This window comes from Pseudomonas sp. FP2196 (assembly GCF_030687715.1).
Classification (GTDB): domain Bacteria; phylum Pseudomonadota; class Gammaproteobacteria; order Pseudomonadales; family Pseudomonadaceae; genus Aquipseudomonas.
In genome coordinates, this window is sequence record NZ_CP117445.1 from 4,883,852 (window position 1) to 4,908,169 (window position 24,318).

Genomic DNA, 24,318 nt, shown 5'->3' on the forward strand with positions numbered 1-24,318 from the left:
GAAATAGCCGCAATTTCTTACAGCGCTAATATACCCCCACCCTGCCAAAAAGACTTGAAACAAGCTATTTATACTTAAGACAACAGTTTTGCTATAAATAGAAATACCAACTACCCACTCACAACAATCAAGAACATACAAAGCGACCAACAATGAGAAAAATCAAAAACGATAAAATACCCATGTTTAAAATAAAGAACAAAATCACTAACCCCATGACGGTTATCGCTATATTTGCAGCCATCTCGGAGACATCAGCTGCTATCTCTCTGCCGTTCCTCAACAATGAGGATCGCGAAATATACGTCTGGTTCCTGATCAGCTTTCCGTTTTATTTATTACTGCTATTTTTTATTACCCTGAACTTCAACCATCGCTCACTTTATTCACCCTCTGACTTTGGCAAAGACAAGAGTTTTCTAAAGGCCAACGACCACAATGATCGCGACAACAAACGAAACATGCCGATGCTGGACACAATCGCACATTGCACTTTCGGCATATCAAGTAGTGTTGTGCCCAGCGAAACCGCTGCCGCCCAATGCGCCAACACGGGAAAAATCCATAATACGCTCGACCCGCCTCCTGGCCTCATTACGAAGTCACACCGGACGCTGCAATACAATATTCAGTTGTCCGCTTCCGTAAGCAACCTGCACATCATCGATGCACGGGATATTGATGCATCGAGAGAGTTCGCCACGATTGTGGAAAAAATCCAACGCACCGACAAAAAAGCCACCCGTGTGATCGTGTTTCTTTCCAATCACGTGTCGGACGTTTCACTGACGGAAAATGTGTTGCTGCACATCAAGAACGCGAAGAAAGGCTCGTGCACCACACTCTGCGTGGTTTACAACCTGTGCTCACAAGCGGTAACGCTGTTGGCGAGGGCCTGAAGAAAGAAGCATTGCCGAGAAGCAGATGCAGCGGGAGAACGCTCGATAAGAGCCAGTTAACGAATTTATAAAAAAGGGCGGCCTTGTCTCCAAGACAAGGCCGCCCTCTCATTGGCGCGTCAGTCTGTAAAAATCAGAACAGCTTGCGGCCCTTGTTGGCAGCAATACGCATGCGCAGGGCGTTGAGCTTGATGAAGCCCGCCGCGTCGGCCTGGTTGTAGGCACCGCCGTCTTCTTCGAAGGTCGCGATGTTGGCGTCGAACAGCGAATCGTCGGACTTGCGGCCGGTGACGATCACATTGCCCTTGTACAGCTTCAAACGAACAACGCCATTCACGTTGACCTGCGAAGCGTCGATCATCTGTTGCAGCATCAGACGCTCAGGACTCCACCAGTAGCCGGTGTAGATCAGGCTGGCGTACTTTGGCATCAGCTCATCTTTAAGGTGAGCAACTTCACGGTCCAGAGTGATCGACTCGATGGCGCGGTGAGCGCGCAGCATGATGGTGCCGCCCGGGGTTTCATAGCAGCCACGGGACTTCATGCCGACATAACGGTTCTCGACGATGTCCAGACGGCCAATGCCGTGCTCGCCACCAATCTTGTTCAACGTCGCCAGCACGGTGGCCGGGGTCATTTCGACACCGTCCAGTGCAACGATGTCGCCGTTGCGGTAGGTCAGTTCCAGGTATTGCGGCTTGTCAGGCGCGTTCTCCGGGGAGACGGTCCAGCGCCACATGTCTTCTTCGTGCTCGGTCCAGGTATCTTCCAGCACGCCGCCTTCATAGGAGATGTGCAGCAGGTTGGCGTCCATCGAGTACGGGGATTTCTTCTTGCCGTGGCGCTCGATCGGGATCGCGTGCTTCTCGGCGTAGTCCATCAGCTTCTCGCGGGACAGCAGGTCCCACTCACGCCATGGAGCAATCACTTTTACGCCCGGCTTGAGGGCATAGGCACCCAGCTCGAAACGTACCTGGTCGTTGCCCTTGCCGGTGGCGCCATGGGAAATGGCGTCAGCGCCGGTTTCGTTGGCGATTTCGATCAGACGTTTGGCGATCAGCGGACGCGCGATGGAAGTACCCAGCAGGTACTCGCCTTCGTAAACGGTGTTGGCGCGGAACATCGGGAACACGAAGTCACGCACGAACTCTTCGCGCAGATCGTCGATGTAGATTTCTTTGACGCCCATGGCCTGAGCCTTGGCGCGGGCCGGCTCGACCTCTTCGCCTTGACCGAGATCAGCGGTGAAGGTCACCACTTCACAGTTATAAGTATCCTGCAGCCACTTGAGGATCACCGAAGTGTCCAGGCCGCCGGAATACGCCAGAACGACCTTGTTTACGTCCGCCATGCCATCACTCCACGGGGTTCTACGGAAAGCCGAGGAGTCTACCGCTCAAACGCGATAATTTACAGAGGCGCGACAGCTTAAGACGACAAAGCGACAGAATCTGTCGAGAGGGCGACGATGACCGGCGGGTCAGGAAGTCGCCGCAGTGTTGGCCGGAGTGCTGGCCTGAGGCGCCGGAGCCGTGGTCGGCGCCACGCGCGCCAGTTTGACATTGACCCGACGGTTCTTCGCGCGATTGGCCGCATTGGTGTTCGGCACAATAGGATATTGCTCGCCGTGGAAACGCACCGTGATCTGCGATTCCTGAATGCCATTGGCCTTGAAGAAGTCGACCACCGCCAGCGCCCGGCGGCGCGACAACTCACGGTTGGTCAGGCGATTTCCGCTGTTGTCGGAATGGCCGTCGAGTTCGATGTGATTGACCGTGGGATCGGCCTTCATGAATTCGAGCATCACTTGCAACTTGGCTTTGGCGGCGGCGTCGAGATCTACGCCTTCCCCGGGGAAGCCGATCTGCGACTGCTTGATCTGGTCGAAATTCTGCGGCAGCAATTTCGCCACACAGGTCTGATAGTCGTTGAACGCCTTGCTGAACTTGACCGGCAATAAACGCACTTCCGACACTCGGCCATCGCCGGAAGCCCGGCGTACGACGGGGCTGCGACCATCCAGCAGACCGCTGATCAGACCACCGGCCTGGGATTGCGAACTGCTGAACAGGACATTGCCGCTACCCAGTCTGACGTTGCCCAGATTGATGTCGCCGCGTCCCGGTTGCCATGGCGCAGCGGCCGCAAGCAAGGTCGCTGAACCGCCACCGAGCATGGCGTTGTAGGCATTCAGACGGAATATCGCCTGCTCGCCTGCTTTACGCACGAATTCACCCGAACCGAAGTCGGTGATCGGCTGCGTCAGTCGGCATTCGAACTTGTCGCCGGCGACCGTCCACTCAATGTTCTCCAGGCGAGTCTGGTAGGTAAGCGCCATCGCGGGAAGGCTGGCAAACACACTGAGCAAGGCTAAATAACGCTGGCGCACGGGAGGCTCCATTGGCTTCTGAAACACAAAGACCGATTCACACTATGTTTACGGCATACCTACGGGATATCGGAAGCTTCCCGCAAAACTTGATAGCGAGTGCCTGCAAGAGTCTTTTCCGGTAGCATTCGCCTCAGTTTGACCCGCCTGGAATCCCCTCATGTCCGACCGCCTGACCCTGCTGCGTCCCGACGACTGGCACATTCATCTTCGCGATGGTGCCGTGTTGACCAATACCGTTGCCGATGTTGCGCGCACGTTTGGTCGCGCCATCATCATGCCCAACCTGGTACCTCCGGTGCGCAACGCCGCTGAAGCCGACGGCTATCGCCAGCGGATTCTCGCTGCCCGCCCGGCCGGCAGTCGTTTCGAGCCGTTGATGGTGCTGTACCTCACCGACCGCACCCAGCCCGAAGAAATTCGTGAAGCCAAGGCCAGCGGTTTCGTACACGCCGCAAAGTTGTATCCGGCTGGCGCTACGACCAACTCCGATTCCGGGGTGACCAGCATCGACAAGATTTTCCCGGCGCTGGAAGCCATGGCCGAAGTCGGCATGCCGCTACTGATTCATGGTGAAGTCACTCGTGGCGATGTCGATGTCTTCGACCGCGAAAAGATCTTCATCGATGAACACATGCGTCGTGTGGTCGAGCGCTTCCCGACCTTGAAAGTCGTGTTCGAACACATCACCACTGGCGACGCCGTGCAGTTCGTCAACGAGGCTTCGGCCAACGTCGGCGCGACCATCACCGCGCATCACCTGCTGTACAACCGCAATCACATGTTGGTTGGCGGGATTCGGCCGCACTTCTACTGCCTGCCGATTCTCAAGCGCAATACGCACCAGGAAGCCCTGCTCGATGCCGCCACCAGCGGTAGCGCGAAGTTCTTCCTCGGCACCGATTCGGCCCCCCACGCCCAGCACGCCAAGGAAGCCGCTTGCGGCTGCGCCGGCTGCTACACCGCATACGCCGCCATCGAGTTGTATGCCGAAGCGTTCGAACAGCGTAATGCCCTGGACAAGCTCGAAGCGTTCGCCAGCCTCAACGGCCCGCGTTTCTATGGTTTGCCGGCCAACACCGATCGCATCACCCTGGTTCGCGAAGAATGGACCGCCCCAACCAGCCTGCCATTTGGCGAGCTGACCGTTATCCCGCTGCGCGCCGGTGAAAAACTGCGCTGGCGCCTGCTGGAGGAACACGCGTGAGTGAAGACCATTTCGACGACGAACTGGAAGGTCAAGGTGGCGGCGGCGGTTCCCGTCATCCGATGGCAGCGCGTTTTCGCGGTTACCTGCCGGTTGTCGTCGACGTAGAAACCGGTGGCTTCAACTCGGCCACCGATGCACTGCTGGAGATTGCCGCGACCACCATCGCCATGGATGAAAAGGGTTTCGTTTACCCGGATCACACCTACTTCTTCCGCGTTGAGCCTTTCGAAGGCGCCAACATTGAAGCAGCCGCGCTGGAGTTCACCGGGATCAAGCTTGATCACCCGTTGCGCATGGCGGTCAGTGAAGAGACAGCACTGACTGACATCTTCCGTGGTATCCGCAAGGCGCTGAAAGCCAACGGCTGCAAACGCGCGATTCTGGTCGGCCACAACAGCAGCTTCGACCTGGGTTTTCTCAACGCAGCCGTTGCGCGACTGGACATGAAGCGCAACCCGTTCCACCCGTTCTCCAGTTTCGACACCGCGACGCTCGCCGGTCTGGCTTACGGCCAAACCGTTCTGGCGAAAGCCTGCCAGGCCGCCGACATCGACTTCGATGGCCGTGAGGCGCACTCGGCGCGTTATGACACCGAGAAAACCGCTGAGCTGTTCTGCGGCATCGTCAATCGCTGGAAGCAGATGGGCGGCTGGGAAGATTTCGACGACTGATTGTTTGTCGTCGGGTAAATCCCACGCATAAAAAACCGGCCACGTGGGCCGGTTTTTTCATTTAATGCTTATAGAGCTTGAACTCTCGGTCAATCCAGACGACGTAAAAAATCCGATGGTTCTTGTAACCCACCATCGCTACACGTTCGAAAGCCCGAAACACCAACAATCTGACATCACCTGTTAAAAAATCAGGTATCCCGACTTTCAAGCTGTTCCTCTCAATCGTTTCACAGCCATATCGATGCCTATGCTCTCTGCGCAATTCTCTCCAAGGCATTTTTCCCAGAATCCTGAGACGCTCAAGCATTCTGGACCGCTCGACGGCCTCACAATTTTGAATGCACCAACCATTCTGCAAATACTCAAATGAGAAAACCGGAGGTCGCGATTCTGATGAATCCATTTCAATGGTGGACGTCCGTGCCGTTACTGTAATCGCCGCATCGCGTTCCCTGCGTTTGAACCTGGCCATTTTTCAGTTCACCAAATGCTCCCGGAAATACTCCTGCATCTCACCGGCGGGAATTTCTCGGCTGAACTCCCCTTCCTTGTAGTTTCTACACCAAGGGGCTTCTTCATGCGTCAACTGACGTAGTTTCCACGCCGAGAACTGGCCATAAACGTCGAACACCTCGTTGAGCAGACTTTGTTGTTTGACACTGAAAACATCTGGATTGAAATCACTTGGAGGAGGAATGGCACTCGATCCAAACTGGCTGAATCTTCGATACAGATCCGGGACGACTGGCCCGTGCATCCACGCTTGCAGCTTTTCAGGGAAGAGAGCCTCGCCATGGACGGCCAGACTGAACCCTTGCGCGTAATAAACCATTTTTTGAATTTTGAGATTGGAGATCTCGCCCTCATGTCCTTCCAGACAGAGGAAATAATACGCAACGTCCAAGCTACTCGGCATTTGAATCCCCTTTTGCATCATGCAATCCATTGCACCGACCTTTATGAAGCGAGGCGCGATTCAGGACAAGACAATCGCCTTCGTACCCCGTTATCGCTCGAGCACAACCCTATCCAACCACTGTTCAGTCATCCAGTATTTTTTCCGCGCATTTGAAACAAATGATGCCGAGAGGCTGTTTCAAATAATTCTCCGCATAAAAAAACCGGCCACACGGGCCGGTTTTTTGTACCTCGACGTTGCGCCTTACAGGGCTGCAGCGTTCTCGGTCAGGTATGCCGCAACGCCTTCTGGCGAAGCGTTCATGCCTTTGTCGCCTTTCTTCCAGTTGGCAGGGCAGACTTCGCCGTGCTCTTCGTGGAATTGCAGAGCGTCGACCAGACGGATCAGCTCTTCCATGTTACGGCCCAGTGGCAGGTCGTTGATGATCTGCGAGCGGACAACGCCTTTGTCGTCGATCAGGAACGCGCCACGGAAAGCCACGCCGCCTTCGGACTCAACGTCGTAGGCCTTGGCGATGTCGTGCTTCATGTCGGCAGCCATGGTGTATTTCACCTGGCCGATGCCGCCATTGTTCACTGGGGTGTTGCGCCAGGCGTTGTGGGTGAAGTGCGAGTCGATCGACACGGCGATCACTTCAACGTTACGCGCCTTGAAGTCAGCCATGCGGTTGTCCAGAGCGATCAGCTCGGACGGGCAGACGAAGGTGAAGTCCAGTGGGTAGAAGAACACCAGGCCGTATTTGCCTTTGATGGCCGAGGACAGGGTGAAGCTGTCAACGATCTCGCCATTGCCGAGTACGGCCGGGACGGTGAAGTCAGGGGCTTGTTTGCCTACGAGTACGCTCATTGATATCTCCTGGTGTAAAAACTTGAAGTTCAGGGTCCGGGCCAGCCTGCCACCCTCAGGCGACAGCCCTGTGACACGAACCCCCTTCGCAAGGGCCGACCATCATACACTGCGTTTTTGGCCTGTCCTTAAAGGTTTTTTAAAGCAGGCGGATAACGGCGCTGCATTTACAGGGCCAGGCAGATGGCCAGTCATTACCGCTCGTCAGTCACTCGCCAATCCAGGCGAAAGCCTTCCGAAAGCACTTTGACAATCATTCTCGTTAACATTAAGATCCATCGCAATTGAGTCACAACCAGCGACGGTTCTCACTTATGTATGTTTGCCTCTGCACTGGCGTCACCGACGGTCAAATCCGCGATGCAATCTATGAAGGTTGCTGCAGCTACAAAGAAGTGCGCCAAGCCACCGGCGTCGCCAGCCAATGCGGCAAATGTGCCTGCCTGGCCAAGGAAGTGGTTCGCGAAACCCTGACGAAGCTGCAAACCGCCCAGGCTGCGATCCCCTATCCGGTAGAATTTACTGCCGCGTAATTACCCCTATTTCAAAGAACCGGACTTATGTCCGGTTTTTTTATGCCTGTAAATCAATTGCTTAGGCGTCAGACGCGGAACACAAACATTCTTATTCCGATTAATTTTCATATATTATTCAATAACTTAGGTTTGACACTTATAAGTACCAAGCTCAAACTCCGCCTTATATACAGCTATTACAGGGCAGGACTCCCATCATGAAAGGCGACATCACAGTCATCCAGCATCTCAACAAGATCCTTGCCAATGAGCTGGTCGCGATCAATCAGTACTTCCTGCATGCGCGCATGTATGAAGATTGGGGCCTGAACAAGCTGGGCAAGCACGAGTACAAAGAATCCATCGACGAGATGAAGCACGCGGACAAGCTGATCAAGCGCATCCTGTTCCTCGAAGGCCTGCCGAACGTGCAGGATCTGGGCAAGCTGCACATCGGTGAGCACACCAAAGAAATGCTGGAGTGCGACCTGCGTATCGAGAAGACCGGCCACGCCGACTTGAAAGCCGCGATCGCGCATTGCGAGACCGTTGGCGACTTCGGCAGCCGTGAGCTGCTCGAAGACATTCTCGAATCCGAAGAAGAACATATCGACTGGCTGGAAACCCAACTGGGCCTGATCGACAAAGTCGGTCTTGAGAATTATCTGCAATCGCAGATGGGCGAAGAGTGATTTAATAACTCGCCAGATTCGAGACACTAAAAAGCCCCGCCCTCTTTTGAGGCGCGGGGCTTTTTATTGGCTGAAGATCAAAAGATCGCAGCCTCGTTTCACGAGACAGCTCCTACAGGGATGAGGAGGTGCCCCATGAAACCATCCAAAGCCAAATCAGGCTTCGGACTTGTTCGCAGCAGCCGCTTCGACAGCAGCCTTGATAGTGCTTTGCAGCGAACCGTCTGCCGACATCTCGGTCATGATGTCGCTGCCGCCGACCAGCTCACCACCCACCCACAGTTGCGGGAAAGTCGGCCAGTTGGCGTACTTTGGCAGGTTGGCGCGGATTTCCGGGTTCTGCAGGATGTCCACGTACGCAAACTTTTCGCCACACGCCATCACAGCCTGCGCAGCTTTCGCGGAGAAGCCACATTGTGGGGCATTCGGCGAGCCTTTCATGTAAAGCAGAATGGTGTTGTTGGCAATCTGCTCTTTAATCGTTTCGATGATATCCATGGAGCACCTCGGCTGAACTTTCCGACTCATGGGTCGGCACGGTGGCGCATTGTAACGGAATCCCGAGCGCCATGCTCGGTCTCCCCGACAGACATGTTCAAGCCGCCGCCACTGTCACCGGCACGCCATTGAGGGCTGCATTACCGGACAACTCGTCGAGCTGGCATTCATCCGTCAGGTCGTTGGCACTTGAACCCGGCTGACCGCTGGCAATCGCCATCTGCACACCCGGCCGCGCATGGCCCCAACCGTGCGGCAGGCTGACCACGCCCCTCATCATGTCCAGACTGCCGAGCACTTCCACTTCGATCTGCCCGACGCGCGAGCTGACTCGCACCAACTGACCATCATTGAGCCCACGACTGGCCAGATCATCCGGGTGCATCAGCAATTGATGACGCGGTTTGCCCTTCACCAGTCGATGGTAATTGTGCATCCACGAGTTGTTACTGCGCACATGGCGGCGACCAATCATCAGCAATTCATCGGCGGCCGGTGCCTGCAACGCGGCGAAGCGTGCGAGGTCGGCGAGAATCTCTGGCGGCGCAGCTTGCACGCGCTGATCAGGCGTTTTCAGACGCGCCGCCAGGTTTGGCTTCAACGCGCCCAGATCAATCCCGTGTGGGTGATCAAACAGCGTCGCCAACGAGAGTTTGTGCTCGGATGCGTCACCGTAGAAGCCCATGCGCAGCCCCATGTCGATCATCTTCGCCGGCGGCATCGTTGGTTTGAGCTCCTTGCCGGTTTTCTCGGCAAAGGCCTTGGCCAGCCCGACGAAGATCTCCCAGTCATGCAGCGCGCCCTCAGGCTTGGCGAGGATTGCACGGTTGAAACGACTAACGTTGCGCACCGCGAACAGGTTGAACGTGGTGTCGTAGTGATCGTTTTCCAGCGCAGAAGTGGACGGCAGGATCAGGTCGGCATAACGGGTGGTTTCGTTGATGTACAGGTCGATGCTGACCATGAACTCCAGACCGTCCAGCGCTTGCTCCAATTGCCGCCCGTTCGGTGTCGACAGCACCGGGTTGCCAGCAACGGTGATCAGCGCGCGGATCTGCCCCTCACCTTCGGTGAGCATCTCCTCGGCCAGTGCCGACACCGGCAGTTCGCCGCCGTACTCGGGACGCCCGGAAACACGGCTCTGCCATTTGTTGAAGTGCCCGCCCGAGGTCGACGCCACCAGATCAACAGCAGGCTCGGTGCACAGCGCCCCGCCAACGCGATCCAGGTTACCGGTGACCAGGTTGATCAACTGCACCACCCAGTGACACAAGGTGCCGAACGCCTGAGTCGATACGCCCATCCGCCCGTAGCACACCGCGCTTGGTGCGGCAGCGAAGTCGCGGGCCAGTTGGCGAATCTGTTCGGCGGGAATGGCGCACAACGGACTCATGGCTTCGGCGGTGAACGTCGCCACGGCGGCGCGGACTTCGTCCAGCCCCTCGACTGGCAAATGACTGTCGCGGGTCAGGCCTTCATCAAACAACGTGTTGAGCATGCCAAACAGCAGCGCCGCATCGCCGCCCGGGCGCACGAACAGATGCTGATCGGCGATCGCTGCTGTCTCGCTGCGCCGTGGGTCGACCACCACCACTTTGCCGCCGCGCGCCTGAATCGCTTTCAGGCGTTTCTCCACGTCAGGCACAGTCATGATGCTGCCGTTGGACGCCAACGGATTACCACCAAGGATCAGCATGAAGTCGGTGTGATCGATGTCCGGGATCGGCAACAGCAAGCCATGGCCATACATCAAGTAACTGCTGAGGTGATGCGGCAATTGATCGACCGACGTCGCGGAATAACGATTGCGCGTCTTCAGCAGACCGAGGAAATAGTTGCTGTGAGTCATCAGCCCATAGTTATGCACACTCGGGTTGCCCTGATAGACCGCCACCGCGTTTTGCCCATGCCGTTCCTGAATCGCCGCCAGCCGCTCGGCCACCAGCGCGAACGCCTCGTCCCACTCGATCGGCAGCCATTCGCTGCCGACCCGGCGCATTGGCTGGCGCAGGCGATCGGGATCATTCTGAATGTCTTGCAGGGCCACGGCCTTGGGGCAGATGTGGCCACGGCTGAAGGTGTCGAGAGCATCGCCCTTGATCGAGGTGATCGCGACAGCGCCATCGGTTTCGGTGGTCTCGATGGTCAGGCCGCAAATGGCTTCACACAGGTGGCAGGCACGGTGATGGAGAGTCTTGGTCATGGCCAGTCTCTGTTTTGTTCTGGGCGGGCAACAATGCCCGCGGGAACAAAACTATGGCCCGTGCGCCAGCAGGGCGCCAGCGACGTTCGTCTTGTGAATCGGCGGCTATCAGGCGAGCCGATAGCCCGCCGCGATCAGTTGGACGGCAGTTGCGGCGGCGCCTGCAGCTGGATTTCCTGAATGGTTTCGATCTGCTCGTGGGCGACGTGTACGCCGGTGAGTTCGCCGATCAGGCGCCAGTGTTCGTCTAGCCCGGCGCTGATGGTCGCCATGCGGTCGATCATCTGCCGGCTGGCAGCCTTGACCACGTCGTCTTCGCTGCGCAGCAATTCGAAGGACATCGAAGTGACCGACGCGGTGAGATGGGTCAGAGAGCGAGCCGTATGGCCCAGCAATTCCATTAACAGTTTTTCTTTCGATTCCATGCGGAGGCTTCCTGCGTCGCTCGAAACGTATTTATAACCCAGCACTTTGCTTTAGCAAATGTTTCAGACCGAGCATCCGACCAAGTGGTGGCATGGCGCCATGGTCGTAAACCGACCAAAGCGGCGCTATCCCCGCCAAACCGGATTGCCAAGCCCTGCGAGGCCAGTGTACAAAGAGGCTCGCTGCTGTCCTGAACCCGGCTTCAAATGCGCGACTGCAACATCGAGTCCGCCCTCAGAATCCCGCAAAAACCGTAGCCTATTGGAAAAACGCGACATTTAGTGTCAATATCGCGCCTTCCCCTATTTCGTCGCCCCGTGCGGCTTACGCCGCAGGTCTCGCCCGTTGTTCCGATAAACAAGGCTTTGAGCATCTGCGGTTTGTAGCAAAAGGTAGTCAATGATGAGCGCAAGGCACTTTCTCTCCCTGATGGATTGCACGCTCGAAGAGCTGGTCAGCGTGATCCGTCGAGGCGTTGAGCTCAAGGACCTGCGTAACCGCGGCGTACTGTTCGAGCCTCTGAAAAACCGTGTGCTGGGGATGATCTTCGAGAAATCCTCGACCCGTACCCGGATCTCCTTCGAGGCCGGCATGATCCAGCTCGGGGGCCAGGCGATCTTCCTTTCGCCGCGCGACACCCAGCTGGGCCGTGGCGAGCCGATCGGCGACTGCGCCATCGTCATGTCGAGCATGCTCGATGCGGTGATGATCCGTACCTTTGCCCACAGCACCCTGACCGAATTCGCCGCCAACTCGCGCGTGCCGGTGATCAACGGTTTGTCCGATGACCTGCACCCGTGCCAGTTGCTGGCCGACATGCAAACGTTCCTGGAACATCGCGGCTCGATACAGGGCAAAACCGTGGCCTGGATCGGCGACGGCAACAACATGTGCAACAGCTATATAGAAGCGGCGATCCAGTTCGACTTCCAGTTGCGCATCGCCTGCCCGGAAGGGTACGAGCCGAACCCTGAATTCGTCGCCAAGGCCGGAAATCGCGTGACCATCGTCCGCGATCCGCAGGACGCCGTGCGCGGCGCGCATCTGGTCAGCACCGACGTCTGGACCTCCATGGGCCAGGAAGAGGAGACTGCCAAGCGCCTCAAGCTGTTCGCACCGTTCCAGGTCAACCGCGCCCTGCTCGATCTCGCTGCCGAGGACGTGCTGTTCATGCACTGTCTGCCAGCCCATCGTGGCGAAGAAATCAGCCTCGACCTGCTTGATGACCCGCGCTCCGTCGCCTGGGATCAGGCAGAAAACCGTCTCCACGCACAGAAGGCCCTGCTCGAGTTCCTCGTCGAACCGGCATATCACCACGCATGAGCCATGAATTACTGCTGAACCTGCGCAACCTCGCTTGCGGCTATCAAGACCAACGCGTGGTGCAGAACCTCAATCTGCACCTCAACGCCGGTGACATCGGCTGCCTGCTCGGCTCGTCCGGCTGCGGCAAGACCACCACCCTGCGTGCCATTGCCGGTTTCGAACCGGTGCACGAAGGCGAAATCACGCTGGGTGGCGAGACCCTTTCCAGCGCCGGTTTCACCCTCGCACCGGAAAAACGCCGGATCGGCATGGTGTTCCAGGACTACGCGCTGTTCCCGCACCTGAGCGTCGCGGACAACATCGCCTTCGGCATCCGCAAGCATCCACAAAAGGATCGCGTAACCGAAGAACTGCTGGAACTGGTCAACCTGAAGAACCTCGGCAAGCGCTTCCCGCACGAGTTGTCCGGCGGCCAGCAACAACGCGTTGCCCTCGCCCGCGCCTTGGCACCGGAGCCGCAATTGCTGTTGCTCGATGAACCGTTCTCCAACCTTGATGGCGAGTTGCGCCGCAAGCTCAGTCACGAAGTACGCGACATCCTCAAGGCCCGTGGCACCAGTGCGATTCTGGTGACCCACGACCAGGAAGAAGCCTTCGCCGTCAGCGATCACGTTGGCGTCTTCAAAGAAGGTCGACTGGAACAGTGGGACACGCCCTACAACCTCTATCACGAACCGGCGACGCCGTTTGTGGCCAGTTTCATCGGTCAGGGTTACTTCATTCGTGGCCAACTGAACACTCCGGAATCGGTGCAGACCGAACTGGGTGAACTGCGTGGCAATCGGGCGTATACGTGGCCGATTGGCGGGGCGGTGGATGTGTTGCTGCGTCCGGATGACATCGTATATGCGCCGGACAGTGCGTTGAAGGCGCGGATTGTGGGCAAGACGTTCCTCGGGGCTTCGACGCTTTATCGCCTGCAATTGCCGACGGGCGCGCAGCTGGAGTCGATTTTCCCGAGTCATGCTGATCATCAGGTTGGTGCTGAAGTGGGAATTCGTGTTTCAGCCGACCACTTGGTACTTTTCCAAGCCTCCGGCAGCACCGCCGCACAGATCCCGACGGTGGAAAACGGCGTCCGCCGCTACAGCACCGCCCTCTGAACCAAACCATTCCCCTCTAGCAGTGAGCCTGCTCGCGATTGCGGTACATCCGTCACAGACGATTTGACGGATGTACCACAATCGCGAGCAGGCTCACTCCTACAGGAGCTTGCGTCAGCTCAAGTAAAGGGTGCCGCTCGCCACCAGCGTCGCATTCCCGCCAATCTTCACCCGCTCACCCTCCAGACGACAGAACAGCTCCCCGCCCCGCGCCGAACGCTGGCACGCGGTCAGGCTGGATTTGCCCAGTCGCTTCGACCAGTACGGAATCAAGCTGCAATGGGTCGAACCGGTCACCGGATCTTCATTGATACCGATTGCCGGCGCGAAGTAACGCGAGACAAAATCATGCTCATTGCCGCGAGCAGTGACGATAGCGCCCAGCCATGGCAGTTTGGCCAGTGCGGCCATATCCGGCTTGCAATCGAGCACGGCCTGCTCCGATTCCAGCACTACAAACAACTCATTTGACCCGAGCACATCCACTGCTTCGACGCCCAGCGCCCGCTCGACATCCAGCGTCACACCGATTTCCGACGGCACGATCGACGGGAAGTCCAGCCATAAGCGGCCACCTTCGCGACTGACACTCAGCGGCCCGGACTTGCAGACGAAGTCCAGACGTTCGGCAGTTTCCTTGTAAATTTCGAACAGCACATAGGCACTGGCCAGCGTTGCGTGGCCGCACAACGGCACTTCCGTGGTCGGCGTGAACCAGCGGATGTGCCAGGCCAGACCTTCACGCACCAGAAATGCGGTTTCCGCCAGATTGTGCTCGGCGGCGATCTTCTGCATCAACTCATCCGCCAGCCATACGTCGAGTCGATAGACCATCGCCGGATTGCCACTGAACGGCCGATCACTGAATGCGTCGACCTGATAAAACTCGAGCTGCATAACCTTCTCCCTATGTTCGTCGGCAGAGCATGCAGCGCAGGTCGGATCAGCGCCAGTGACAGAACCGGCCAATTTTCTTCATACAGTGCAGGCCGATCTCAGGCACGACCAATGTCAGCGAATTTGGCCTGGGTGTGTTCGGCCAACACCATTGGCGCCAGCTCAACCTCCAGCCCGCGCCGACCGGCGCTGACATAAATAGTCGCAAAACCCTGGGCCGAATTATCGATAAAAGTGCGCAGACGCTTCTTCTGACCCAACGGGCTTATGCCTCCCAACAGGTAACCGGTGGAACGCTGCGCGGCTGCCGGATCAGCCATCTCGACTTTCTTCACGCCGGCAGCATGCGCCAGACCTTTGAGGTCGAGCGTTCCGACGACCGGTACGACAGCCACCAACAATTCGCCTTTTTCACTGGCTGCCAGCAGCGTCTTGAACACCTGAGCAGGCTCCAGCCCCAGCTTCTCTGCGGCCTCCAGCCCATAGGACGCGGCCTTCGGATCATGTTCGTAACTGTGCACGCGATGTTCGGCACGAACTTTTTTCAACAAGTCCAACGCAGGGGTCATGGCAGCTCCAGGCTCGGCAGTGGCAGAAAAAACCTGCGCCGGATTCTAGGCGATCACATCGCAAAAGGCTCTATTCCACGCCACGTTTCCCGCGGCCTGCAGACTTTTGAACACATCACTCACGAACGATCATTCACACAACGAATAGTTTTATTGTGACCGACGGTTCACTTTCGACCTTTGACAGGTTTGTTTCTTGTCTATATTTTTTCGAATCTGAATAATGTAAGAATTGTGGTCACCGCAGCACCCAGCAGTAAACCGGGAACAGGATGGGGATCCTGCCTCGGTGAAAATCGCGCCTTGCCCTGTTGGCGATGCGCCAGACAACAACAAAAATCGAGGTTTTCAATGACAACTGCTTTACAGCAACCATCGCTCTCGGGCCAATGCATGGCCGAGTTTCTGGGCACTGCACTCCTGATCTTTTTCGGCACCGGTTGTGTCGCCGCGCTCAAAGTCGCGGGCGCCAGCTTTGGCCTGTGGGAAATCAGCATCATCTGGGGCGTCGGCGTGAGCATGGCGATTTACCTCACCGCCGGGGTTTCCGGTGCGCACCTCAATCCTGCTGTGAGCATCGCGCTGGCAATCTTTGCCGACTTCGAAAAGCGCAAACTGCCCTTCTACATCATCTCGCAGATCGCTGGCGCCTTCTGCGGCGCTCTGCTGGTTTACACGCTGTACAGCAATCTCTTCTTCGATTACGAACAAACTCATCAAATGGTTCGTGGCTCGGCTGCCAGCCTTGAGTTGGCGTCGGTGTTCTCCACCTTCCCGAACCCTGTGCTGTCTACCGCTCAGGCGTTCCTGGTCGAGATGATCATCACCGCCATCCTGATGGGCGTGATCATGGCCCTGACCGACGACAACAACGGTTTGCCAAGAGGCCCAATGGCGCCTCTGCTGATCGGTCTGTTGATCGCGGTGATTGGCAGTTCGATGGGCCCGCTGACCGGTTTCGCGATGAACCCGGCGCGCGACTTCGGTCCTAAGCTAATGACTTTTTTTGCTGGCTGGGGTGAAATTTCCTTCACTGGCGGCCGCGATATTCCGTATTTCCTGATTCCGATTTTTGCACCGATTGTCGGTGCCTGCCTCGGCGCTGCCGGGTATCGCGGGCTCATCGCCCGTCACCTGACCGGCGCCACACCTGCTACAAAGGATGCAGAACCGGCCATTGACGGCAAACCAAGAACTTCTTGAAACAGTCGGCGCAGGTTCCTGCCCAATAGAACCTGCGCCCCGGCCCACTCTCCCTTATTTCGTCCAAGGCAATCGACATGACCGACATTGAGAATAAGAACTACATCATTGCCCTCGATCAGGGTACGACCAGCTCCCGCGCGATCATTTTCGACCGCGATGCGAACGTGGTCTGCACCGCGCAGCGCGAATTCGCCCAGCATTACCCGCAAGCCGGTTGGGTTGAACACGACCCGATGGAAATCTTCGCCACCCAGAGCGCGGTGATGGTTGAAGCGCTGGCCCAGGCCGGCCTGCATCACGATCAAGTGGCCGCCATCGGTATCACCAACCAGCGTGAAACCACCGTAGTCTGGGACAAGACCACCGGTCGCCCGGTCTACAACGCCATCGTCTGGCAGTGCCGCCGCAGCACCGAAATCTGCCAACAGCTCAAGCGCGACGGCCACGAAGACTACATCCGTGACACCACGGGTCTGGTCACCGACCCGTACTTCTCCGGCACCAAACTGAAGTGGATCCTCGACAACGTCGAAGGCAGCCGCGAGCGTGCGCGCAACGGCGAACTGCTGTTCGGCACCATCGATAGCTGGCTGATCTGGAAATTCACCGGCGGCAAAGTCCACGTCACCGACTACACCAACGCCTCGCGCACCATGCTCTTCAACATCCACTCGCTTGAGTGGGACTCGAAGATGCTGGAAATCCTCGACATCCCGCGCGAGATGCTGCCGGAAGTCAAAGCCTCCTCGGAAATCTACGGTCGCACCAAGAGCGGCATCGCCATCGGCGGTATCGCCGGTGACCAGCAAGCGGCACTGTTCGGCCAGATGTGCGTCGAGCCGGGCCAGGCAAAAAACACCTACGGCACTGGCTGCTTCCTGCTGATGAACACCGGCGACAAAGCGGTGAAATCCAAGCACGGCATGCTCACCACCATCGCCTGCGGTCCACGTGGCGAAGTCGCTTACGCGCTGGAAGGTGCTGTGTTCAACGGCGGTTCGACCGTGCAATGGCTGCGCGATGAGTTGAAAATCATCAACGACGCCCACGACACCGAATACTTCGCCAATAAAGTGAAGGACAGCAACGGCGTGTACCTGGTGCCGGCCTTCACCGGTCTGGGCGCTCCGTACTGGGACCCGTATGCCCGTGGCGCGCTGTTCGGCCTGACTCGCGGCGTGCGCGTGGATCACATCATCCGTGCCGCGCTGGAATCGATCGCCTACCAGACCCGCGACGTCCTCGACGCCATGCAACAGGACTCCGGCGAACGTCTGAAGGCCCTGCGCGTGGACGGCGGCGCAGTCGCCAACAACTTCCTCATGCAATTCCAGGCCGACATCCTCGGCACTCAGGTCGAGCGCCCGCAAATGCGCGAAACCACGGCACTTGGCGCGGCTTATCTGGCCGGTCTGGCGTGCGGTTTCTGGGGCAGCCTGGAAGAACTGCGCGGCAAAGCGGTGATCGAGCGTGAGTTCGAACCGAGCCTGGACGAAGTCGAGAAAGAGAAGCTGTATAAAGGCTGGAAAAAAGCCGTCAGCCGCACCCGTGACTGGGCGCGTGAAGACGCTGAATAAGCCAACCTTCAGATCCAGATAGGCATCTAACTGGTAGGGAGCGGATTCCTGCGGCATCATGGGCAAATTTTGCACGGCAGCCCAAAGGAAGCCCCATGAATCTGCCTCCCCGTCAGCAGCAAATCCTCGAGCTGGTCCGCGAACGCGGCTATGTGAGCATCGAGGAAATGGCCACGCTGTTCGTTGTTACCCCGCAAACCATCCGCCGCGACATCAATCAGCTCGCGGAAGCCAATCTGCTGCGCCGCTACCATGGCGGTGCGGCCTATGATTCCAGCGTCGAAAACACTGCCTATGCGATGCGCGCCGATCAGATGCGCGATGAAAAACAACGCATCGGTGAAGCCATCGCCGCGCAGATCCCCGATCATGCCTCGCTGTTTATCAATATCGGCACCACCACCGAATCGATTGCCCGCGCCCTGCTCAATCACAACCATCTGAAGATCATCACCAACAACCTGCACGTGGCGTCGATGCTCAGTGCCAAGGATGATTTCGATGTACTGCTGACTGGCGGTAACGTGCGCCGTGATGGCGGTGTGGTCGGTCAGGCGAGTGTGGATTTCATCAACCAGTTCAAGGTGGATTTCGCACTGGTCGGCATCAGTGGTATCGACGAGGACGGCAGCCTGCTCGACTTCGATTATCAGGAAGTGCGGGTTTCCCAGGCGATCATTGCCAATGCACGGCAGGTGATTCTCGCGGCGGACTCGAGCAAGTTCGGGCGTAACGCGATGATTCGCCTTGGTCCGATCAGCCTGATTGATTGCCTGGTCACCGATCAGCAGCCGGTGCCGGCGTTGGCGCAGTTGTTGAGCCAGCACAAGATTCGTCTGGAAGTGGTTTAACCCCCTCAAGATCAAAAGATCGTCCGATCACGGCCCGAGCCTTCGGCAGCTCCTACATGGGTTCACTTAACCCTGTAGGAGCTGCCGAAGGCTGCGATCTTTTGCTTTTAATGTTCGAAAATTTTCTTTTATCGGCCCTTCGATGAGTTTTTTCAATCGAAGTCGACTGGCTGTGCGCGTGTTTATGGGCTACCATTTTCGCAAATGAACATTAATGTTCGATTTCCAATATAGAAAATCAAAAGAGCCCGAGGCCAGCCGATGTCCACATCTACCTTGCGTACGCCCCCTATCTCCGAGATCTACGACCTCGCCGTCATCGGCGGCGGGATCAATGGGGTGGGGATCGCAGCGGATGCCGCCGGTCGCGGTCTCTCGGTGTTCCTTTGCGAAAAGGATGACCTGGCCAGTCACACCTCGTCGGCCAGCAGCAAGCTGATCCACGGTGGCCTGCGCTACCTCGAACATTACGAATTCCGTCTGGTGCGCGAAGCGCTGGCCGAGCGCGAAGTGCTGCTGGCCAAGGCGCCGCACATCGTCAAACCGATGCGCTTTGTGCTGCCGCACCGCCCGCACCTGCGTCCGGCGTGGATGATTCGCGCCGGTCTGTTCCTTTATGACAACCTCGGCAAACGCGAAAAACTGCCAGGTTCGAAAAGCCTGAAATTCGGCGCCGACAGCGCGCTGAAAAGCGAAATCAAGAAAGGCTTCGAGTACTCCGACTGCTGGGTCGACGACGCCCGCCTCGTTGTGCTCAACGCCATGGCCGCCCGGGAAAAAGGCGCTCACGTCCACACCCAGACCCGTTGCGTCAGCGCACGTCGCGCTAAAGGCTTGTGGCACCTGAATCTGGAACGCGCCGACGGCAGCCTGTTTTCGATTACCGCCAAAGCGCTGGTGAACGCCGCCGGTCCGTGGGTGGCCAAGTTCATTCGTGATGACCTGAAGATGGAATCGCCGTACGGCATCCGTCTGATTCAGGGCAGCCACATCATCGTGCCGAAACTGTACGAAGGTGAAAACGCGCACATTCTGCAAAACGAAGATCAGCGCATCGTCTTCACCATTCCGTACCTGAACCACTTCACCCTGATCGGTACCACCGACCGTGAATACACCGGCGATCCGGCCAAAGTGGCGATCACCGACGGTGAAACCGATTACCTGCTGAAAGTGGTCAACGCGCACTTCAAGAAGCAGATCAGCCGCGACGACATCCAGCACAGCTATTCCGGCGTACGTCCGCTGTGCAACGACGAATCCGACAACCCGTCGGCCGTGACCCGCGATTACACCTTGGCATTGTCGGGTGGCGGTGAAGAAGCACCACTGCTGTCGGTATTCGGCGGCAAGCTGACCACCTACCGCAAACTCGCGGAATCAGCGATGGCGCAGTTGATGCCGTTCTTCACCCAGATGCGTCCGAGCTGGACCGCCACCGCCACCCTGCCCGGCGGCGAAGACATGACCACCCCGCAGGCCTTGAGCGCGCTGATCCGTGACAAGTTCGACTTCGTGCCGACTGAAATCGCACGCCGCTGGTCGACCACCTACGGTAGCCGCACCTGGCGCATGCTCGAAGGCGTCGAGACCCTCGCCGATATGGGTGAACACATCGGTGGCGGGCTTTACACCCGTGAAGTCGATTACCTGTGCAGCGAAGAGTGGGCGACTACTGCGCACGACATTCTGTGGCGCCGTAGCAAGTTGGGCTTGTTCACCACCGCGGCAGAGCAGGAAAAACTGGCGGCGTATCTGGGTAAGGTCGAGCAAAATCGCAAGATTGAAGCGGCCTGATCTGATCAGTGCTTGAACGAAAGCCCCTGAATTGCGAGATTCAGGGGCTTTTTTGTTGGACAGCCAGAACCAGCCCCCTCCCGACCCTCTCCCCATTCGGTTTTCCGAACGCGACCTTCCGGTCGATTCGGTAAACCGGATCAGTTGCGCTTTAAAAAACCATCACAAAACTTTAATAACGTTATAAATCATATAGTTAATAACAGACTGGTGGTCTGGCACGACTCATGCTCTACACTCTCTCGACGAATGCCTGTTGCGCCAACACTTCAGGAGCCGTCAGGCATTCGAAGCACAAAAGGGCCGACAAACTGGCTCCATAAAAAAAACAATGTCGAGGAAAATTTGATGCGCATCGTTCCCCATATCCTGGGCGCAGCCATTGCTGCCGCTCTGATCAGCACGCCAGTTTTCGCCGCCGAACTCACCGGCACCCTGAAGAAGATCAAAGAGTCCGGTGTGATCACCCTGGGCCACCGCGACGCCTCCATCCCGTTTTCCTACATCGCGGATGCTTCCGGCAAGCCGGTCGGCTACTCCCACGACATCCAGTTGGCCATCGTCGAAGCGATCAAGAAAGACCTCGACCTGCCAAACCTGCAAGTCAAATACAACCTGGTGACTTCGCAAACCCGTATCCCGCTGGTGCAGAACGGCACCGTGGACGTCGAGTGCGGCTCCACCACCAACAACGTCGAGCGTCAGCAGCAAGTTGACTTCTCTGTCGGCATCTTCGAAATCGGTACCCGTCTGCTGTCCAAGGCCGACTCCAAGTACAAGGATTTCGACGATCTGAAAGGCAAGAACGTCGTGACCACCGCCGGCACCACGTCCGAGCGCATCCTCAAGGCGATGAACGCCGACAAGCAGATGGGCATGAACGTCATCTCCGCCAAAGACCACGGCGAATCCTTCCAGATGCTGGAATCGGGTCGTGCCGTTGCGTTCATGATGGACGACGCCCTGCTGGCCGGCGAAGCCGCCAAGGCCAAGAAAGCCACCGACTGGGCCGTGACCGGCACACCACAGTCGTACGAAATCTACGGCTGCATGATGCGCAAAGGCGACGAGCCGTTCAAAAAGGCTGTGGACGACGCTATCAAGGCGACCTATGCATCGGGCGCGATCAACAAGATCTACGAGAAGTGGTTCATGGCGCCGATCCCGCCAAAAGGCTTGAATCTGAACTTCCCGATGAGCGATGAGCTCAAGGCCCTGATCGCCAATCCGACCGACAAAGCGGCTGACGACAAGAAATCCTGATTTCTGACTAACCTTATCTCCTGAAGGGGCACGGCCCTTTCAGGAGTTTGTCACTCCCTGCTGGCACTTTTTGGAAACACTCGAACCGGTGGCTATCGAGCCGATCGCGTGTGCCTGATCTTCACGATCAGGGAGGGAACGGAGTTCCCCAAGCGGGCACTTGTACATCGATCGAATCGAGGGGAGACCCTAATGAATTACAACTGGGACTGGGGCGTGTTCTTCAAGTCCACCGGCGTGGGCAGCGAGACTTATCTCGACTGGTTCATCTCCGGATTGGGCTGGACCATCGCCATCGCCATCGTAGCCTGGATCATCGCCCTGCTGCTGGGCTCGATACTGGGTGTCATGCGCACCGTGCCGAACCGCATCGTGTCGGGCATCGCCACCTGCTACGTCGAACTGTTTCGTAACGTGCCGCTGCTGGTTCAGCTGTTCATCTGGTACTTCCTGGTGCCCGACCTGCTCCCGGCGGATCTGCAGGAGTGGTACAAGCAGGACCTCAACCCGACTACCTCGGCCTACCTGAGCGTTGTCGTGTGCCTGGGCCTGTTCACCGCCGCCCGTGTCTGCGAACAAGTGCGCACCGGTATTCAGGCGCTGCCGCGAGGCCAGGAATCGGCTGCCCGCGCCATGGGTTTCAAGCTGCCGCAGATCTACTGGAACGTGCTGCTGCCCCAAGCCTACCGGATCATCATTCCGCCGCTTACCTCGGAATTTTTGAACGTGTTCAAAAACTCCTCCGTGGCCTCGCTGATCGGCCTGATGGAGTTGCTCGCGCAGACCAAGCAGACCGCCGAGTTCTCGGCCAACCTGTTCGAAGCGTTCACCCTGGCGACCCTGATCTATTTCACCCTGAACATGAGCCTCATGCTGTTGATGCGCGTGGTCGAGAAGAAAGTGGCCGTGCCCGGCCTGATCTCCGTGGGGGGTAAATAATGGAATTCGATTTCAGTGGCATCGTCCCGGCCATTCCCGGTTTGTGGAACGGCATGGTGATGACCCTCAAGCTGATGGCCATGGGCGTGGTGGGCGGGATCATTCTCGGCACCATTCTTGCGCTGTGCCGGCTGTCGCATAACAAGCTGCTGTCCAACGTTGCCGGCGCGTACGTCAACTATTTCCGTTCGATCCCGCTGCTGCTGGTGATCACCTGGTTCTATCTGGCGGTGCCGTTCGTGCTGCGCTGGATCACCGGCGAAGACACCCCGATCGGTGCGTTCACCTCCTGCATCGTGGCGTTCATGATGTTTGAAGCGGCGTACTTCTGCGAAATCGTCCGGGCCGGTGTGCAGTCGATTCCCAAAGGCCAGATGGGCGCAGCACAGGCGCTGGGCATGAGCTACGGGCAGATGATGCGCCTGATCATCCTGCCGCAGGCCTTTCGCAAGATGACTCCGCTGCTGCTGCAGCAGAGCATCATTCTGTTCCAGGACACCTCGCTGGTTTACACCGTGGGCCTGGTGGATTTCCTCAACGCCTCCCGCGCCAGCGGCGACATCATTGGTCGTTCCAATGAGTTCCTGATTTTCGCCGGTGTCGTGTACTTCATCATCAGCTTTGCCGCCTCGCTGCTGGTCAAGCGTCTGCAAAAAAGGTTCGCCGTATGATCTCTATCAAAAACATCAACAAGTGGTATGGGGACTTCCAGGTGCTGACTGATTGCAGCACCGAGGTCAAAAAAGGCGAAGTGATCGTGGTCTGCGGCCCGTCGGGTTCCGGCAAATCGACCCTGATCAAGTGCGTCAACGCACTGGAGCCGTTCCAGAAAGGCGACATCGTCGTGGACGGCACTTCGATTGCCGACCCGAAGACCAACCTGCCGAAACTGCGCTCGCGCGTCGGCATGGTGTTCCAGCATTTCGAACTGTTCCCGCACCTGACCATCACCGAAAACCTGACCATCGCGCAGATCAAGGTGTTGGGCCGCAGCAAGGAAGAGGCGACCAAGAAAGGTCTGCAACTGCTTGAGCGCGTCGGTCTGTCAGCTCACGCCCACAAGCATCCGGGCCAGCTCTCCGGTGGCCAGCAACAGCGTGTGGCGATTGCCCGTGCGCTGGCGATGGACCCGATCGTCATGCTGTTCGACGAACCGACCTCGGCGCTCGACCCGGAGATGGTCAACGAAGTGCTCGACGTGATGGTGCAACTGGCCCAAGAAGGCATGACCATGATGTGCGTGACCCATGAAATGGGCTTCGCCCGCAAAGTGGCTGACCGGGTGATCTTCATGGACGCCGGCAAGATCATCGAAGACTGCCCGAAAGAGGAGTTCTTCGGCGACATCAGCGCCCGCTCCGAACGCGCGCAGCACTTCCTCGAGAAAATCCTGCAGCACTAAAAAGCAATACCACCCTCCTCAGCTTTGGGGGGGGGTGAGTTCTCTGATAATGAGATCCCTTGTGGCGAGGGGATTTATCCCCGTTGGGTTGCGAAGCGACCCCTGCATTTCAAAGTC

Annotated in this window: 24 protein-coding genes; 15 read left to right on the forward strand and 9 right to left on the reverse strand. The window is 57.6% G+C overall.

Annotated elements, in window-relative coordinates:
- Positions 1-182 precede the first annotated feature (182 nt).
- Entirely contained in the window at positions 183-899 is a 717-nt protein-coding gene (locus PSH79_RS21845) for a hypothetical protein (RefSeq protein ID WP_305444054.1), read from the forward strand.
- A gap of 133 nt (positions 900-1,032) precedes the next feature.
- Here PSH79_RS21845 and PSH79_RS21850 read toward each other — a convergent pair whose 3' ends face one another.
- On the reverse strand, positions 1,033-2,250 hold the full coding sequence (locus PSH79_RS21850; protein WP_095190449.1) for an argininosuccinate synthase: 1,218 nt from the start codon (positions 2,248-2,250) through the stop codon (positions 1,033-1,035).
- Between the two features lie 129 nt (positions 2,251-2,379).
- Entirely contained in the window at positions 2,380-3,288 is a 909-nt protein-coding gene (locus PSH79_RS21855; RefSeq protein ID WP_305439549.1) for an OmpA family protein, read from the reverse strand.
- A gap of 160 nt (positions 3,289-3,448) precedes the next feature.
- Between PSH79_RS21855 and pyrC the strand changes: the two genes are divergently transcribed.
- Both pyrC and rnt read left to right on the forward strand, forming a co-directional pair.
- Positions 3,449-4,495, forward strand: coding sequence for a dihydroorotase (gene pyrC, locus PSH79_RS21860; protein ID WP_095190451.1), 1,047 nt, complete (start codon positions 3,449-3,451; stop codon positions 4,493-4,495).
- Positions 4,492-5,169 carry a ribonuclease T gene (gene rnt / locus PSH79_RS21865; RefSeq protein WP_095190452.1) on the forward strand — a complete coding sequence of 226 codons (678 nt, stop codon included), beginning with the start codon at positions 4,492-4,494 and terminating at the stop codon, positions 5,167-5,169. The genes pyrC and rnt overlap by 4 nt, the downstream gene beginning before the upstream one ends.
- Before the next feature lie 478 nt (positions 5,170-5,647).
- Here the strand turns inward: rnt and PSH79_RS21870 are convergent, their stop codons facing one another.
- Both PSH79_RS21870 and PSH79_RS21875 read right to left on the reverse strand, forming a co-directional pair.
- The gene (locus tag PSH79_RS21870; RefSeq protein ID WP_305439550.1) at positions 5,648-6,106 is read right to left on the reverse strand and encodes a Panacea domain-containing protein; all 459 of its coding nucleotides are present in this window, start codon (positions 6,104-6,106) and stop codon (positions 5,648-5,650) included.
- Between the two features lie 228 nt (positions 6,107-6,334).
- Positions 6,335-6,937 carry a peroxiredoxin gene (locus tag PSH79_RS21875; protein WP_003227723.1) on the reverse strand — a complete coding sequence of 201 codons (603 nt, stop codon included), beginning with the start codon at positions 6,935-6,937 and terminating at the stop codon, positions 6,335-6,337.
- A gap of 314 nt (positions 6,938-7,251) precedes the next feature.
- Between PSH79_RS21875 and PSH79_RS21880 the strand changes: the two genes are divergently transcribed.
- Both PSH79_RS21880 and bfr read left to right on the forward strand, forming a co-directional pair.
- A complete protein-coding gene (locus PSH79_RS21880) occupies positions 7,252-7,470 on the forward strand; it encodes a bacterioferritin-associated ferredoxin (protein WP_093430580.1) in 219 nt (72 codons plus the stop codon).
- 200 nt (positions 7,471-7,670) lie between these two features.
- A complete protein-coding gene (gene bfr / locus PSH79_RS21885) occupies positions 7,671-8,144 on the forward strand; it encodes a bacterioferritin (protein WP_187678174.1) in 474 nt (157 codons plus the stop codon).
- 156 nt (positions 8,145-8,300) lie between these two features.
- On the opposite strand, the gene grxD is transcribed toward bfr, so the two are convergent.
- The 3 genes from grxD to PSH79_RS21900 all read right to left on the reverse strand — a co-directional run bounded on the left by grxD (position 8,301) and on the right by PSH79_RS21900 (position 11,270).
- On the reverse strand, positions 8,301-8,642 hold the full coding sequence (gene grxD, locus PSH79_RS21890) for a Grx4 family monothiol glutaredoxin (RefSeq protein ID WP_042560740.1): 342 nt from the start codon (positions 8,640-8,642) through the stop codon (positions 8,301-8,303).
- A gap of 97 nt (positions 8,643-8,739) precedes the next feature.
- On the reverse strand, positions 8,740-10,845 hold the full coding sequence (locus tag PSH79_RS21895; protein ID WP_305439552.1) for a molybdopterin oxidoreductase family protein: 2,106 nt from the start codon (positions 10,843-10,845) through the stop codon (positions 8,740-8,742).
- A gap of 134 nt (positions 10,846-10,979) precedes the next feature.
- A complete protein-coding gene (locus tag PSH79_RS21900) occupies positions 10,980-11,270 on the reverse strand; it encodes a hypothetical protein (RefSeq protein ID WP_103305479.1) in 291 nt (96 codons plus the stop codon).
- Between the two features lie 403 nt (positions 11,271-11,673).
- Here PSH79_RS21900 and argF point away from each other — a divergent pair, with 403 nt between their 5' ends.
- The gene (gene argF, locus PSH79_RS21905) at positions 11,674-12,594 is read left to right on the forward strand and encodes an ornithine carbamoyltransferase (protein ID WP_305439555.1); all 921 of its coding nucleotides are present in this window, start codon (positions 11,674-11,676) and stop codon (positions 12,592-12,594) included.
- Positions 12,591-13,700, forward strand: a complete 1,110-nt coding sequence (locus tag PSH79_RS21910; protein WP_305439557.1) for an ABC transporter ATP-binding protein — start codon at positions 12,591-12,593, stop codon at positions 13,698-13,700. Before argF ends, PSH79_RS21910 begins: the two co-directional genes overlap by 4 nt.
- Before the next feature lie 114 nt (positions 13,701-13,814).
- Here the strand turns inward: PSH79_RS21910 and PSH79_RS21915 are convergent, their stop codons facing one another.
- Positions 13,815-14,597, reverse strand: coding sequence for a PhzF family phenazine biosynthesis protein (locus PSH79_RS21915; RefSeq protein ID WP_305439559.1), 783 nt, complete (start codon positions 14,595-14,597; stop codon positions 13,815-13,817).
- Between the two features lie 98 nt (positions 14,598-14,695).
- Complete coding sequence (gene ybaK / locus PSH79_RS21920; protein ID WP_305439561.1) at positions 14,696-15,166, reverse strand: Cys-tRNA(Pro) deacylase; 471 nt, start codon at positions 15,164-15,166, stop codon at positions 14,696-14,698.
- Between the two features lie 351 nt (positions 15,167-15,517).
- Between ybaK and PSH79_RS21925 the strand changes: the two genes are divergently transcribed.
- The 8 genes from PSH79_RS21925 (at position 15,518) to PSH79_RS21960 (ending at position 24,201) form a co-directional block, all read left to right on the forward strand.
- On the forward strand, positions 15,518-16,369 hold the full coding sequence (locus PSH79_RS21925) for an MIP/aquaporin family protein (RefSeq protein ID WP_305444057.1): 852 nt from the start codon (positions 15,518-15,520) through the stop codon (positions 16,367-16,369).
- A 77-nt stretch (positions 16,370-16,446) separates the two neighbouring features.
- Positions 16,447-17,949: a glycerol kinase GlpK gene (gene glpK / locus PSH79_RS21930; RefSeq protein WP_305439563.1), complete on the forward strand. Its 1,503-nt coding sequence runs from the start codon at positions 16,447-16,449 to the stop codon at positions 17,947-17,949.
- A gap of 95 nt (positions 17,950-18,044) precedes the next feature.
- Positions 18,045-18,800, forward strand: coding sequence for a DeoR/GlpR family transcriptional regulator (locus tag PSH79_RS21935; RefSeq protein ID WP_007916700.1), 756 nt, complete (start codon positions 18,045-18,047; stop codon positions 18,798-18,800).
- 261 nt (positions 18,801-19,061) lie between these two features.
- Positions 19,062-20,597 carry a glycerol-3-phosphate dehydrogenase gene (gene glpD, locus PSH79_RS21940; protein WP_305439568.1) on the forward strand — a complete coding sequence of 512 codons (1,536 nt, stop codon included), beginning with the start codon at positions 19,062-19,064 and terminating at the stop codon, positions 20,595-20,597.
- 348 nt (positions 20,598-20,945) lie between these two features.
- Positions 20,946-21,860, forward strand: a complete 915-nt coding sequence (locus tag PSH79_RS21945; RefSeq protein ID WP_305439570.1) for a glutamate/aspartate ABC transporter substrate-binding protein — start codon at positions 20,946-20,948, stop codon at positions 21,858-21,860.
- 192 nt (positions 21,861-22,052) lie between these two features.
- Positions 22,053-22,799 carry an amino acid ABC transporter permease gene (locus PSH79_RS21950; RefSeq protein ID WP_095190466.1) on the forward strand — a complete coding sequence of 249 codons (747 nt, stop codon included), beginning with the start codon at positions 22,053-22,055 and terminating at the stop codon, positions 22,797-22,799.
- On the forward strand, positions 22,799-23,470 hold the full coding sequence (locus tag PSH79_RS21955; protein WP_095190467.1) for an amino acid ABC transporter permease: 672 nt from the start codon (positions 22,799-22,801) through the stop codon (positions 23,468-23,470). Before PSH79_RS21950 ends, PSH79_RS21955 begins: the two co-directional genes overlap by 1 nt.
- Positions 23,467-24,201: an amino acid ABC transporter ATP-binding protein gene (locus PSH79_RS21960; protein ID WP_042560754.1), complete on the forward strand. Its 735-nt coding sequence runs from the start codon at positions 23,467-23,469 to the stop codon at positions 24,199-24,201. The genes PSH79_RS21955 and PSH79_RS21960 overlap by 4 nt, the downstream gene beginning before the upstream one ends.
- The last annotated feature ends 117 nt before the right edge of the window (positions 24,202-24,318 follow it).

Excerpts from the sequence above, each read along its gene's own strand:
- PSH79_RS21845 (WP_305444054.1), top strand. The coding sequence starts at position 183 with ATGTTTAAAATAAAGAACAAAATCACTAACCCCATGACGGTTATCGCT.
- PSH79_RS21850 (WP_095190449.1), bottom strand. The coding sequence starts at position 2,250 with ATGGCGGACGTAAACAAGGTCGTTCTGGCGTATTCCGGCGGCCTGGAC.
- pyrC (WP_095190451.1), top strand. The coding sequence starts at position 3,449 with ATGTCCGACCGCCTGACCCTGCTGCGTCCCGACGACTGGCACATTCAT.
- PSH79_RS21870 (WP_305439550.1), bottom strand. The coding sequence starts at position 6,106 with ATGCAAAAGGGGATTCAAATGCCGAGTAGCTTGGACGTTGCGTATTAT.
- PSH79_RS21875 (WP_003227723.1), bottom strand. The coding sequence starts at position 6,937 with ATGAGCGTACTCGTAGGCAAACAAGCCCCTGACTTCACCGTCCCGGCC.
- PSH79_RS21880 (WP_093430580.1), top strand. The coding sequence starts at position 7,252 with ATGTATGTTTGCCTCTGCACTGGCGTCACCGACGGTCAAATCCGCGAT.
- bfr (WP_187678174.1), top strand. The coding sequence starts at position 7,671 with ATGAAAGGCGACATCACAGTCATCCAGCATCTCAACAAGATCCTTGCC.
- grxD (WP_042560740.1), bottom strand. The coding sequence starts at position 8,642 with ATGGATATCATCGAAACGATTAAAGAGCAGATTGCCAACAACACCATT.
- PSH79_RS21895 (WP_305439552.1), bottom strand. The coding sequence starts at position 10,845 with ATGACCAAGACTCTCCATCACCGTGCCTGCCACCTGTGTGAAGCCATT.
- PSH79_RS21900 (WP_103305479.1), bottom strand. The coding sequence starts at position 11,270 with ATGGAATCGAAAGAAAAACTGTTAATGGAATTGCTGGGCCATACGGCT.
- argF (WP_305439555.1), top strand. The coding sequence starts at position 11,674 with ATGAGCGCAAGGCACTTTCTCTCCCTGATGGATTGCACGCTCGAAGAG.
- PSH79_RS21910 (WP_305439557.1), top strand. The coding sequence starts at position 12,591 with ATGAGCCATGAATTACTGCTGAACCTGCGCAACCTCGCTTGCGGCTAT.
- PSH79_RS21915 (WP_305439559.1), bottom strand. The coding sequence starts at position 14,597 with ATGCAGCTCGAGTTTTATCAGGTCGACGCATTCAGTGATCGGCCGTTC.
- ybaK (WP_305439561.1), bottom strand. The coding sequence starts at position 15,166 with ATGACCCCTGCGTTGGACTTGTTGAAAAAAGTTCGTGCCGAACATCGC.
- PSH79_RS21925 (WP_305444057.1), top strand. The coding sequence starts at position 15,518 with ATGACAACTGCTTTACAGCAACCATCGCTCTCGGGCCAATGCATGGCC.
- glpK (WP_305439563.1), top strand. The coding sequence starts at position 16,447 with ATGACCGACATTGAGAATAAGAACTACATCATTGCCCTCGATCAGGGT.
- PSH79_RS21935 (WP_007916700.1), top strand. The coding sequence starts at position 18,045 with ATGAATCTGCCTCCCCGTCAGCAGCAAATCCTCGAGCTGGTCCGCGAA.
- glpD (WP_305439568.1), top strand. The coding sequence starts at position 19,062 with ATGTCCACATCTACCTTGCGTACGCCCCCTATCTCCGAGATCTACGAC.
- PSH79_RS21945 (WP_305439570.1), top strand. The coding sequence starts at position 20,946 with ATGCGCATCGTTCCCCATATCCTGGGCGCAGCCATTGCTGCCGCTCTG.
- PSH79_RS21950 (WP_095190466.1), top strand. The coding sequence starts at position 22,053 with ATGAATTACAACTGGGACTGGGGCGTGTTCTTCAAGTCCACCGGCGTG.
- PSH79_RS21955 (WP_095190467.1), top strand. The coding sequence starts at position 22,799 with ATGGAATTCGATTTCAGTGGCATCGTCCCGGCCATTCCCGGTTTGTGG.
- PSH79_RS21960 (WP_042560754.1), top strand. The coding sequence starts at position 23,467 with ATGATCTCTATCAAAAACATCAACAAGTGGTATGGGGACTTCCAGGTG.